Annotated in this window: 13 protein-coding genes and 2 rRNA genes; 2 read left to right on the forward strand and 13 right to left on the reverse strand. The window is 54.3% G+C overall.

Going from position 1 to position 10904, the window contains the following annotated elements:
* Positions 1 to 138: 138 nt before the first annotated feature.
* Entirely contained in the window at positions 139 to 465 is a 327-nt protein-coding gene (trxA, locus tag B6S09_RS13195; RefSeq protein WP_014290643.1) for a thioredoxin TrxA, read from the reverse strand.
* A gap of 115 nt (positions 466 to 580) precedes the next feature.
* Here trxA and rhlB point away from each other — a divergent pair, with 115 nt between their 5' ends.
* Both rhlB and gppA read left to right on the forward strand, forming a co-directional pair.
* Complete coding sequence (gene rhlB, locus B6S09_RS13200) at positions 581 to 1885, forward strand: ATP-dependent RNA helicase RhlB (protein WP_094278960.1); 1305 nt, start codon at positions 581 to 583, stop codon at positions 1883 to 1885.
* A 5-nt stretch (positions 1886 to 1890) separates the two neighbouring features.
* Positions 1891 to 3372 (forward strand): guanosine-5'-triphosphate,3'-diphosphate diphosphatase, encoded by a 1482-nt coding sequence (gene gppA, locus B6S09_RS13205; protein WP_094278961.1) that lies wholly within the window; start codon positions 1891 to 1893, stop codon positions 3370 to 3372.
* 24 nt (positions 3373 to 3396) lie between these two features.
* On the opposite strand, the gene hemB is transcribed toward gppA, so the two are convergent.
* From hemB to B6S09_RS13265, 12 genes are all read right to left on the reverse strand, one after another.
* Complete coding sequence (gene hemB / locus B6S09_RS13210) at positions 3397 to 4410, reverse strand: porphobilinogen synthase (RefSeq protein ID WP_094278962.1); 1014 nt, start codon at positions 4408 to 4410, stop codon at positions 3397 to 3399.
* 2 nt (positions 4411 to 4412) lie between these two features.
* A complete protein-coding gene (gene tatD / locus B6S09_RS13215) occupies positions 4413 to 5198 on the reverse strand; it encodes a 3'-5' ssDNA/RNA exonuclease TatD (RefSeq protein WP_094278963.1) in 786 nt (261 codons plus the stop codon).
* The gene (tatC, locus tag B6S09_RS13220; protein WP_094278964.1) at positions 5195 to 5941 is read right to left on the reverse strand and encodes a twin-arginine translocase subunit TatC; all 747 of its coding nucleotides are present in this window, start codon (positions 5939 to 5941) and stop codon (positions 5195 to 5197) included. The genes tatD and tatC overlap by 4 nt, the downstream gene beginning before the upstream one ends.
* A complete protein-coding gene (tatB, locus tag B6S09_RS13225; RefSeq protein WP_094278965.1) occupies positions 5938 to 6291 on the reverse strand; it encodes a Sec-independent protein translocase protein TatB in 354 nt (117 codons plus the stop codon). The genes tatC and tatB overlap by 4 nt, the downstream gene beginning before the upstream one ends.
* A gap of 3 nt (positions 6292 to 6294) precedes the next feature.
* On the reverse strand, positions 6295 to 6549 hold the full coding sequence (tatA, locus tag B6S09_RS13230; RefSeq protein ID WP_094278966.1) for a Sec-independent protein translocase subunit TatA: 255 nt from the start codon (positions 6547 to 6549) through the stop codon (positions 6295 to 6297).
* A gap of 84 nt (positions 6550 to 6633) precedes the next feature.
* Positions 6634 to 8271, reverse strand: a complete 1638-nt coding sequence (gene ubiB / locus B6S09_RS13235) for a ubiquinone biosynthesis regulatory protein kinase UbiB (protein WP_094278967.1) — start codon at positions 8269 to 8271, stop codon at positions 6634 to 6636.
* On the reverse strand, positions 8268 to 8885 hold the full coding sequence (locus tag B6S09_RS13240) for a ubiquinone biosynthesis accessory factor UbiJ (protein ID WP_094278968.1): 618 nt from the start codon (positions 8883 to 8885) through the stop codon (positions 8268 to 8270). The genes ubiB and B6S09_RS13240 overlap by 4 nt, the downstream gene beginning before the upstream one ends.
* Positions 8885 to 9640 carry a bifunctional demethylmenaquinone methyltransferase/2-methoxy-6-polyprenyl-1,4-benzoquinol methylase UbiE gene (gene ubiE, locus B6S09_RS13245; RefSeq protein WP_094278969.1) on the reverse strand — a complete coding sequence of 252 codons (756 nt, stop codon included), beginning with the start codon at positions 9638 to 9640 and terminating at the stop codon, positions 8885 to 8887. The genes B6S09_RS13240 and ubiE overlap by 1 nt, the downstream gene beginning before the upstream one ends.
* A 58-nt stretch (positions 9641 to 9698) precedes the next feature.
* The gene (crcB, locus tag B6S09_RS13250) at positions 9699 to 10085 is read right to left on the reverse strand and encodes a fluoride efflux transporter CrcB (protein WP_094278970.1); all 387 of its coding nucleotides are present in this window, start codon (positions 10083 to 10085) and stop codon (positions 9699 to 9701) included.
* A gap of 72 nt (positions 10086 to 10157) precedes the next feature.
* Complete coding sequence (locus tag B6S09_RS13255; RefSeq protein WP_094278971.1) at positions 10158 to 10358, reverse strand: tautomerase family protein; 201 nt, start codon at positions 10356 to 10358, stop codon at positions 10158 to 10160.
* 261 nt (positions 10359 to 10619) lie between these two features.
* Positions 10620 to 10734 (reverse strand): 5S ribosomal RNA (gene rrf, locus B6S09_RS13260).
* Between the two features lie 85 nt (positions 10735 to 10819).
* A 23S ribosomal RNA gene (locus tag B6S09_RS13265) occupies positions 10820 to 10904 on the reverse strand; the annotation flags it as partial.

A 10904-nucleotide genomic window follows, 5' to 3' on the forward strand; every position in this document is an offset into this window, starting at 1 on the left:
AATCTGCCGGATTGATGAATTAATTAAGAAGAGCCTTAAAGGCACAAATAGGCTAGCAAACGAACAATAAACTAGCACCAAAAAAGAAATGCGTCTAGCAAAAACCACAAGGGGTGCCTTGCGCACCCCTTGCTGAGATTACAGATTGGCGTCCAGAAACTCTTTCAGCTGAGTCTTGGACAAAGCACCAACCTTGGTCGCCGCCACTTCGCCGTTTTTGAACAGCAACAGTGTAGGAATGCCACGGATACCATACTTGGGAGCGGTTTCTGCATTCTGATCAATATTCAGCTTGGCAACGGTTACCTTGCCTTCATATTCACCGGCCACCTCATCAAGGATAGGGGCGATCATCTTACAAGGACCACACCACTCGGCCCAGAAATCTACCAGCACCGGGCCTTCAGCCTTGATGACGTCTGCATCGAAGCTGGCATCGGTCAGCTGAACAATTTTGTCACTCATCTCCAACTCCAGTCAGTTTTGCCCTTCAAAAACACACAACAAAAGGGCAATTTAGTTGGCCTATTTCAAATGATCCTGTTTATTATTGCAAGCCTAACCTGATAATCTGAATGCTATGAGCAAAACACACCTTACTGAAACCAAATTCGCCCAGCTGGGCCTGCAACCACAGGTGCAGGCCGGGCTGGAAGCCAAAGGATTTCACAACTGTACGCCGATTCAGGCGTTATCGTTACCGCTGCTGCTGACCGGAAAGGACATCGCCGGCCAGGCCCAGACCGGTACCGGCAAAACCATTGCCTTTCTCGCTGCCACCTTTAACCATCTGCTGACTACCCCCGCCCCCGCCGATCGCAAAATCAATCAGCCCCGCGCCATCATCATGGCCCCGACCCGGGAGCTGGCGGTGCAGATCCATAATGATGCCGATACCCTGAGCGACAGTACCGGTCTCAAGCTGGGTCTCGCCTATGGCGGCGATGGTTATGAAAAGCAGACTCAGGTGCTGAATGAAGGTGTTGATATTCTTATTGGCACCACCGGCCGTATTATCGACTTCTTCAAACAGAAGGTGATCAGTCTGGACGCCATTCAGGTGGTGGTGCTGGACGAAGCGGATCGCATGTTTGATCTGGGCTTTATCAAGGACATTCGCTTTTTGTTCCGTCGCATGCCGCCGGCCAGCCAGCGTCAGAACATGTTGTTTTCCGCCACCCTGTCACTCAGAGTACAGGAGCTGGCCTATGAACACATGAACGACCCTGAACATGTGCAGGTAGAGCCGGAGCAGAAAACCGGTGTACGTATAAAGGAAGAGCTGTTCTATCCTGCTCAGGAAGAAAAAATGCTGCTGTTGCTGACACTGATGGAGGAAGAATGGCCCGATAAAGCCATTGTCTTCGCCAACACCAAGCACAGTTGCGAGGAAGTCTACGCATGGCTTAAGGCCGACAACCACAGAGTGGGTCTGCTGACCGGTGATGTACCCCAGAAGAAGCGTCTTAAAATTCTGGAAGACTTCACCGGAGGTGCGCTCGACATTCTGGTTGCCACCGACGTCGCCGCCCGTGGTCTTCATATTCCTGATGTAAGCCATGTCTTTAACTACGATCTGCCCGATGATGCTGAAGACTATGTGCACCGTATTGGCCGTACCGGTCGTGCAGGTGCCAGTGGTTGCTCCATCAGTTTTGCCTGCGAAGAATATGTGTTCAACCTGCCCGCGGTGGAAACCTATATCGAGCATGAAATTCCGGTGAGCAAATATGATCGCGAAGCCCTGCTGGACGATGTGGCTCCACCCAAACGGATCCACCATCACCGGGCCGGCATGAACCGGACTGTGCGGGATCGCCAGGGTGGCGGGCAACGCCGTTCCGGTGGTAACCGTGGCCGCCGGCCTCAGGGCAACCGGAACTGAATTCCGTGCAGAACCCGTCGCTGTATGCCGCCATCGATCTGGGCTCCAACAGCTTTCATATGCTGCTGGTACAGCAGGTGGCCGGTACCGCTCGCACCATGGCCAAGGTAAAGCGTAAGGTTCGCCTGGCCACCGGTCTGCAGCCCGATGGCAGCCTGGATCAGGCGGCCATGGAGCGAGGCTGGGACTGTCTCAGACTGTTTGCCGAGCAATTGCAGGATGTCCCCGCCGATCAGGTGCGTATTGTCGGCACTGCCACACTGCGGCTGGCAACCAATATCGATGTTTTCCTGGCTCGCGCCGAAGATATTCTTGGCCACCCCATCCGCATCATCTCCGGAGAGGAAGAAGCCGCGACCATTTATCAGGGCGTGGCCTGGACTTCATCCGGAAGCGGGCGACGGCTGGTTATCGACATTGGCGGTGCCAGTACTGAACTGATTATCGGGGAAGGCACATCGGCGACTCTGCTCAACAGCCTGAATATGGGCTGCGTAACCTGGCTGAAACGCTACTTTCCTGAAGATGAGTTAACTCATGCCCGTTTTGAGCAGGCCATTGGCGCCGCTCAAGCCGAGTTGTCGGGCGTGGCGGCAGACTATCTTAAGCTGGGCTGGCAGCATGCCTTTGGCGCATCCGGTACTGTCCAGGCCATTCAGGAAATCATGATGGCGCAGGGTGAAAATGAGCATATTACGCTGGCCAGACTACACCAGATGAAAGAGCAGGCCATCGCCTGTGGCAATATTAAGCAATTAAAACTGCACGGATTAACCCCCGAGCGAGCACCGGTGTTTGCGTCCGGTCTGGCCATTTTAATCGCCCTGTTTGGGACCCTTGGCATCAACAGTATGGTGCTGGCCGGCGGAGCCCTGCGGGAAGGCCTTATCTACAGCATGCTCGGCACCCGCAGGAACTGTGATGCCCAGGACAGAACCATTGACAGTCTGATCGCCCGTTATCAGCTGGACCGGGAACAGGGAGAACGCGTGCGTAACACGGCCCTGCTTGCTCTGAGGCAACTGCAACCGGCAGCCGGCAGTGACGAAGTCTGCATGCTGTCCCGGGCCGCCATGCTTTATGAGCTGGGCCTGTGCATCGAGTACAAGAAAGCACCGGAACACGCTGCCTATATTATCCGTCATATCGATCTGCCTGGCTTTACCGCTCCCCAGAAAAGCCTGCTGGCCGCCCTGCTGCTGAACCAGCGGGATGATTTTCATATGGAAGCGCTGCATGCTCAGTGTGCCATGGACGGAGAACGCGCTGTGTTGCTGGTCCGGCTGCTGCGTCTGGCCATTATCCTGTGCCTGCGCCGCACCCAGGGCACGGTTCCCGCTTTCACACTGCGGACCGACGGCCACCGGCTTATCCTTAGCCTGCCCACAGGCTGGTGTAAACACCATTATCTGCGCGCCAGTGAGCTGCATGCAGAAGCGCTCCGCCAGACCGGCCAGGGCTGGTCACTGGACATAGTGGAAGCATAAAAAAAGCGCCTTCCGGCGCTTTTTTTATTTATCTTCTTTCAGCCACTGTGCCACCCGCTTGGCAAAGTAGGTCAGAATGCCGTCGGCACCGGCACGCTTAAAGCACAGCAGCGACTCCATAATGGTTTCCCTTTCCTTGAGCCAGCCATTCTGGATAGCCGCCATGTGCATGGCGTATTCACCACTGACCTGATAGGCAAAGGTAGGCACACCAAACTGATCCTTGACCCGGCGTACTACGTCCAGATAGGGCATACCCGGCTTGACCATCACCATGTCGGCACCTTCTTCGATGTCGAACGCCACTTCCTGCAGCGCCTCATCGATATTGGCAGGGTCCATCTGATAAGTCGCCTTGTTACCGCCCTTGAGATTGCCGGCGGAGCCGACCGCATCGCGGAAGGGACCATAGTAGTTAGAAGCGTACTTGGCGGAATAGGCCATGATCTGGGTATTGATAAAACCGTTTTCTTCCAGCGCCTGGCGAATGGCACCGATGCGACCATCCATCATATCGGACGGTGCCACCATGTCGGCACCGGCGGCGGCATGGCTGAGCGCCTGCTTGACCAGCACCTCGGTGGTCACGTCATTAAGTACATAGCCATCTTCATCAAGAATACCGTCCTGCCCGTGCACCGTATAAGGATCCAGGGCCACGTCGGTCATGATACCCAGCTCCGGAAACGCCGCTTTCAGCTCACGTACCGCTTCCTGCACCAGGCCGTCGGGATTATACGCCTCTTCTGCCAGCAAGGTTTTCTCGCTGACATTCACCACCGGAAACAAGGCGAGCACAGGAATCCCCAGTGCCACCAGTTCGGCGGCTTCTTTCAGCAACAGATCGATGGACATGCGCTCCACGCCTGGCATGGATTCCACCGCTTCACGACGCTGAATCCCCGGAAGTACAAACACCGGGTAGATCAGATCGTCCACGGTCAAGGTGTGCTCGCGCACCAGGCGGCGGCTGAAGTCATGCTTGCGCAGACGGCGCAGACGGCGGCCGGGAAAGCCTCCCATCACTTGTTTGGTCATGTTCACTCCTGAAGTTGAAAAAAAGCCCGGCTGGTTGCCGTGGTAGCGGCAATCAGCCGGACTGCGTCTTCGCCCCGGCAGGTGGCAATGCGTCCGGCAATATGAGACAGATAAGCTGGCTCATTACGCCGTGACGCCGGTTTGGGCGACAGATCCCGGGGAATAAGATAAGGGCTGTCGGTCTCTATCATCAGTCGTTCAGCCGGGATCAGCGATACCAGCCGCTGCAGCTCGGCTCCCCGGCGTTCGTCACAGATCCAGCCGGTAATGCCAATATGCAGATCCAGCGCCAGACAGTCTTTAAGTTCATCCTCACTGCCGGTAAAGCAATGCAGCACCGCCGCAGACAGTTTATCGCGCCAGGGAGCAAGAATGGCCATAAAACGTTCATGAGCATCACGACAATGCATAAATACCGGCAACTGCAGTTCGGCGGCCAGGGCCAGCTGAGCGTCAAAGGCCGCTTCCTGCTGAGGGCGGGGCGAGAAGTCCCGGTTAAAATCGAGGCCGCATTCGCCAATGGCTACCACCTCTGGTTGTGCCGCCAGCATACGCAGTTCGCCCAGCGTGGCGTCATCAAAGGTACTGGCATTGTGGGGGTGCACGCCGGCAGTGGCGTAGCAAAAACCCGGCCGGCTTGCGGCCAGTTCAGCCACCGACCGGCTTTCCGCCAGACTGGTCCCGGTCAATACCAGGCCGGTGATACCCGCAGCCTGAGCGCGTTCAAGTACTGCTGCTCGGTCTTTATCAAACTGGGAACTGGTCAGATTCACGCCGATATCAATCACGGCGTTGTTTCCTGTTCATCGTCCTCTTCCTTGCGCACATAAAAACGGCCAAAGAAGACACCAATCTCAAACAGCAGCCACATGGGAATGGCCAGCAGAGTCTGGGAAATTACATCCGGCGGCGTCAGGAACATTCCCACAATAAATACCACCACCACCACATAAGGACGCTTGGCAGCCAGATCCTTAGGTGTGGTCACCCCGGTCCAGCACAGCAGGATGGTGGCAATGGGGATCTCAAAAGCGATACCAAAAGCAATAAACAGCCCCAGCACAAAGTCCAGATAACTGGCGATGTCGGTGGCAATAGTCACTCCTTCCGGGGCCATGCTGGTGAAAAAGCCGAATGCCAGCGGAAAGACCACAAAATAGGCAAAGGCGGCACCGGCATAAAACAGCAGGGCGCTGGAAAACACCAGTGGTGCAATCAACCTCTTCTCATGCTTGTACAGACCGGGGGCAATAAAGGCCCATACCTGATAAAGCACGATGGGAACAGCCGCAAAGAAAGACACAATCAGCGTCAGCTTGAGCGGTGTCAGGAAGGGCGTGGCAACGCCAGTGGCGATCATGCCAGCACCTTCCGGCAGCTGTTTCAGCAAAGGGGTAGCCAGCAGGCTGTAAATATCATTGGCAAAATAAACCAGCCCCAAAAATACCACCAGCACGGCGACCAGAGCACGCAACAGGCGCGTCCTCAGCTCCACCAGGTGGCCGATCAGGGGCTGCTGTGATTCAGTCATTCAGAAGGTTTCCGGGGCTCTGTGTTAGCGGACTCATCCGCACCTTGATCGGGCCGTTTTTCATAGGGCCGGTTGACCGAGGCGGCGGCGTCTTTCAGTTGGTCGATGGATTGCTGCAGCTCGGGGCTGAGATCCTTCATGCCGAGTTGCTCGGCCTTTTTCAGATCCCGGTGCAGCTCTTCCATTTTCAGCTCCTGGGAAAGCTCGGTTTTCACCGCGTTAGCGGTATCCCGTACCGTTCTGAACATGCGGGACACGGTGCGAATAGCCACGGGCAGGCGCTCGGGACCGAGCACTACCAACCCAATGACCGAAATGACCACCAGTTCCCAAAAACCGATATCGAACATGACTTATACCCGATCTTTGTCTTTGGCCTTGTCCTGCTCGTTCAGTGGCTCGGCCTGCTCGTTCTTGTCGGCCAGTTTTTGCTGTTCGAAGTCGGCATCTTTGCTCTTTTTGTCTTGCTCATCATCGCTCATGGCTTTTTTAAAGCCCTTAACCGCCGAGCCCAGATCACTGCCCATACCACGCAGCTTTTTGGTTCCGAACAACAGCACCACGATGAGTACCACAATAAGCAGTTGCCAGATACTGATTCCACCCATAACTCATTTTTTCCTTTGCAAACAGTGAACGATAAAGGGCTATTATATTGCAGGTATATGACGATTATTTGATAGCGGATCAAACTATTGCGTGACTCTCCGCCATCCCAGCCACCATACAACCAAAGTCAGCACCATACCAGACAGGGCCAGCCGACTTTCATCCATGCCCAGCAAAAGGGTACTGGCCAGCAGAGTAGACGCCCCCATCACCAGTAAATACTGCCCCTGACCGCGACGCCGGTGATGAGTGGCATTATGCTCATAAAGCCCCGCCATCTGGCGTTGCTGTAATTTGGCCTGGCGCAAGGCATCGTATACCAACTCAGGAATTTCCGGCAGCTTTTCGGCCCAGTAAGGGGCCTTTTCCCTGACGCCGTTAATGACCGCCTTATAGCCCACCTGTTTCTGCATCCAGTCTTCCAGAAATGGCTTGGCCGTTTTCCAGAGGTCCAGCTGAGGATAAAGCTGGCGACCGACGCCTTCTACATAAAGCAGGGTTTTCTGCAGCAACACCAGTTGTGGCTGCACCGCCATATTAAAACGGCGGGCAGTATTAAACAGATTAAGCAGCACATGGCCAAAGGAAATCTCGGACAAGGGCTTTTCAAAAATAGGTTCGAGCACGGTACGAATGGCCGACTCAAATTCTTCCACTTTGGTATCAGATGGCACCCAGCCAGACTCGACGTGCAACTCGGCCACTTTGCGGTAGTCCCGGTTGAAGAAAGCCAGGAAGTTTTCCGCCAGATAACGTTTGTCGTCCCGATTCAGGGTACCGACAATGCCGCAGTCAATACCAATCCACTGCGGGTCTTCCGGGTGTTCGTAAGACACAAAAATGTTACCCGGGTGCATATCCGCATGAAAAAAGCTGTCACGGAATACCTGGGTAAAAAACACTTCGACCCCCCGCTCCGCAAGCAATTGCATATTGGTGCCATTGGCGATCAGAGCATCAGTGTCAGAGACAGGGATACCGTAAATACGCTCCATCACCAGCACATTTTCGTGGCAGTAGCTGGAATAAATTTCCGGTACGTAGAGAGTCCGTGAACCTTCAAAGTTGCGCCGCAGCTGAATGGCATTGGCTCCCTCACGCAACAGGTTAAGCTCATCAAGCAAGGTCTTGCGGTATTCTTCAACGACCTCCACCGGTCTCAGACGGCTACTGCGTTCAGGTACCAGACGGGCAATCAGGGTCGCCATAGAATGCATCAGGCTGACATCGGCATCAATGACCCGCTTAATACCCGGGCGAATTACTTTAATGACGATCTCCTGACCGGTTTTCAGCCGGGCAGTATGAACCTGAGCGATCGACGCCGAAGCCAGCGGATTTTCGTCAAAATCGTCAAACAGGGCTTCAATCGGCTGGCCCAGACTAAGCTCAATCTGCTGACGGGCCAGTTTGCCGTCAAAAGGCGGTACTCTGTCCTGCAGCAAAGCAAGCTCTTCGGCGATGTCTGGCGGCAGCAGGTCCCGACGAGTGGAGAGCATCTGGCCAAACTTGATAAATACCGGCCCCAGCTGCTCCAGCGTCAGACGGATACGCTTGCCCCGGGACAGATCCGGATGCTTGTTCTTCAGCCAGAACAGACTTTTTCGAGCCATGCGCGCCGGCCAGATCTGCAGCCGGGCCGGGATCAACTCATCCAGGCCATAGTCGAACAGGGTACGGCCAATCTGATAAAGACGGCGCAGCTCCCGCAATTTTCTCATGAATGGGTCACCTTGTCGGTCAATGCCGCCAGGCGTCCCTGCAGGCGGTTCAGTCGTTTATTCAGATCGTCGACTTCGTCACCAAAGTCGGTCAGCTCCAGTGGCCCCACCGCCAGCCGGGCCTCTTCCCGCACATACTCACCCAGGTGTGTCTGAGCTCCGGCCAAACGATGAGTCAGGGACACTTTTGCTTCGCGACCATGGCGACAAAGCAGGTGAGCCAGTACGTCACCGGTATAAGGCACCAGATATGCTTCAATATCCAGCGGGTTATCACGCAACAAGGAGCTCAGATCCTGCCAGGGCTGCGGATCACCTTCGAGATCAAGTCGTCCGTCACGGATGTACTGCATCAACAGGCCCTTGTCCTTGAGTAACCCGAGCGCACTGAGTGAAAGGCTGAGATGACTGTCCACTTGACCTTCATAATTACCCAGCATCTCCAGGCGCTCACCGGTAAATACCAGGTAAAAACTGGTCAGCTCTGTCAGTGTCAGTTGTAAAACTTTGCCTTGCAGCGACTTCAGATGCAGAGCTCCGCCGGTGCTCTGCAGCCAATGATTAAGTGCAGTTTCCAGAGTACCGTTCAGTAACGGCAACAGCAGTGCCTTCATCAGAACTTGAACCCACGGTGCAGTGCCACTATGCCATCGGTCATATTAAAATATTCCACCTGTTCCAGCCCTGCCTGTTCCATCATTTGCTTAAGGGTCTCCTGATCCGGGTGCATACGAATCGATTCAGCAAGATACTGGTAGCTGCCACTGTCCTGAACGACCAGCGAGCCCATTCTGGGCAGCACATTAAAGGAATAGAAATCATACAGCTTGCTCATGATCTCGTGCTGCGGCTTTGAAAACTCCAGTACCAGCAAACGGCCGCCCGGTTTCAGCACCCGCTGCATGGAAGCCAATGCCTTATCTTTATTCGTCACATTACGCAGACCAAAGGCGATGGTGATCAGATCGAAATGATTGTCGGGGAAGGGCAGCGCCTCGGCGTTGGCCTGCACATAGGCGATATTGCTACCCAGTCCCTTGTTGCGCAGCTTGTCCCGGCCAACCTTGAGCATAGAATCATTGATGTCGGCCAGTACCACTTGGCCCTGTTCGCCCACCATGCGGGAAAACTTTGCGGTCAGATCACCGGTACCACCGGCCAGATCCAGTACCTTCTGGCCTGGACGAACGCCGGAGCAGTCAATAGTAAAACGTTTCCACAGACGGTGAATGCCAAAGGACATCAGGTCGTTCATCACGTCGTACTTGGCCGCTACCGAATGGAAAACGCTGGCCACCATTTGCTCTTTTTCATCGGCGTTCACGGTTTGATAACCGAAGTCGGTCGTCGACTTGTGCTGTTCTGACATTCTCAAGACACCTGTAAAAATCGAAGTAAGGCAGTGTACTGCAAATGCCCGGGCCGGACTAACGGGAAGCCAGCAGGCTTTGAGTGATCTGCATTCCCAGAAAAGTGAATATCATACAGCAAACCACATTGAGGCACACATTCAGCCCGGCCTTAAACCACTGCCCATGTTCAAGCAACAGCACGGTATCGAGAGAAAAAGAAGAAAAGGTAGTCAATGCACCCAGCATGCCCACCATAATAAAAGGACGCCATGAATGCGCACTGAGCACCTGCTGCTGTACCAGAATAAAGATAACTCCCATCAGCAGGGAGCCAATCAGATTAACGGTAAGGATACCAAAGGGAAAAGAACGGCCCAGCAGGCGCCCCATCAGATCGGTAATAACAAAGCGTAATACGGCACCGGTGGCACCGCCGAGGGCAATAAAAAGCAGAGTTTTCATAAATAACCGACGTAAAAAGAGCTGAGCATCAGTGTACGCCGGTCGGACTCAAAAACCCATGGCGCAGACGGCTCAGGCCTGGCGCTCTCGCTTGACACGTACTGACTCGCCGGCAACACCGAAATCCTGAGTGGCGATATCCTGCAGCAGAATGCGCACAGTTTCAGGCTTTACACCCAGGGCACGCACGCAGGCATCGGTCACTTCGCTGATCAGCGCTTCCTTCTGCTCATTACTGCGACCTTCAATCAGAGCGATATTAAGAATCGGCATGATTTATTCCTTTATGTATCTGGAAAGTTAGCCGATATTAGAGTTAAAAATGTGAGTTGAGTCAAACTTTTTGAAAGGACGTGTAAAAATAAAAAAGCCCTTCATATCTGTGAAGGGCTTTTAAATTGGGTGACTGGCCCGCCTCGCCCTACTTTCACTGCAAAGCAGTCGCTTCGCTGGGTTTACCTTTGCCATGTGCAAGATGCTGACCGCAGAAACAGAAAAAGCCCGACACGTATGTATCGGGCTTTTTAATTGGGTGCCTGGCAGTGACCTACTTTCACATGGCAGCTGCCACACTATCATCGGCGCGGTCGCGTTTCACTACTGAGTTCGGCATGGAATCAGGTGGTTCCACAACGCTATGGCCGCCAGGCATAAAACTTTAATTCGGAAAAAGCTATTTGATGAATGCTGCTTGTAGTCTCGACCTGCAAGGCCTCACACTTCTTGGGTGTTGTATGGTTAAGCCGCACGGGTAATTAGTACAGGTTAGCTGCACGCCTCACAGCGCTTCCACACCCTGCCTATCAACGTCCTGGTCTC

This window comes from Oceanimonas baumannii (genome assembly GCF_002245495.1).
GTDB classification, from domain to species: domain Bacteria; phylum Pseudomonadota; class Gammaproteobacteria; order Enterobacterales; family Aeromonadaceae; genus Oceanimonas; species Oceanimonas baumannii.

What these genes read in the sequence shown, in the direction of transcription:
- trxA (WP_014290643.1), bottom strand. Translation starts at nt 465, where the DNA reads ATGAGTGACAAAATTGTTCAGCTGACCGATGCCAGCTTCGATGCAGAC.
- rhlB (WP_094278960.1), top strand. Translation starts at nt 581, where the DNA reads ATGAGCAAAACACACCTTACTGAAACCAAATTCGCCCAGCTGGGCCTG.
- hemB (WP_094278962.1), bottom strand. Translation starts at nt 4,410, where the DNA reads ATGACCAAACAAGTGATGGGAGGCTTTCCCGGCCGCCGTCTGCGCCGT.
- tatC (WP_094278964.1), bottom strand. Translation starts at nt 5,941, where the DNA reads ATGACTGAATCACAGCAGCCCCTGATCGGCCACCTGGTGGAGCTGAGG.
- tatB (WP_094278965.1), bottom strand. Translation starts at nt 6,291, where the DNA reads ATGTTCGATATCGGTTTTTGGGAACTGGTGGTCATTTCGGTCATTGGG.
- tatA (WP_094278966.1), bottom strand. Translation starts at nt 6,549, where the DNA reads ATGGGTGGAATCAGTATCTGGCAACTGCTTATTGTGGTACTCATCGTG.
- ubiB (WP_094278967.1), bottom strand. Translation starts at nt 8,271, where the DNA reads ATGAGAAAATTGCGGGAGCTGCGCCGTCTTTATCAGATTGGCCGTACC.
- B6S09_RS13240 (WP_094278968.1), bottom strand. Translation starts at nt 8,885, where the DNA reads ATGAAGGCACTGCTGTTGCCGTTACTGAACGGTACTCTGGAAACTGCA.
- ubiE (WP_094278969.1), bottom strand. Translation starts at nt 9,640, where the DNA reads ATGTCAGAACAGCACAAGTCGACGACCGACTTCGGTTATCAAACCGTG.
- crcB (WP_094278970.1), bottom strand. Translation starts at nt 10,085, where the DNA reads ATGAAAACTCTGCTTTTTATTGCCCTCGGCGGTGCCACCGGTGCCGTA.
- B6S09_RS13255 (WP_094278971.1), bottom strand. Translation starts at nt 10,358, where the DNA reads ATGCCGATTCTTAATATCGCTCTGATTGAAGGTCGCAGTAATGAGCAG.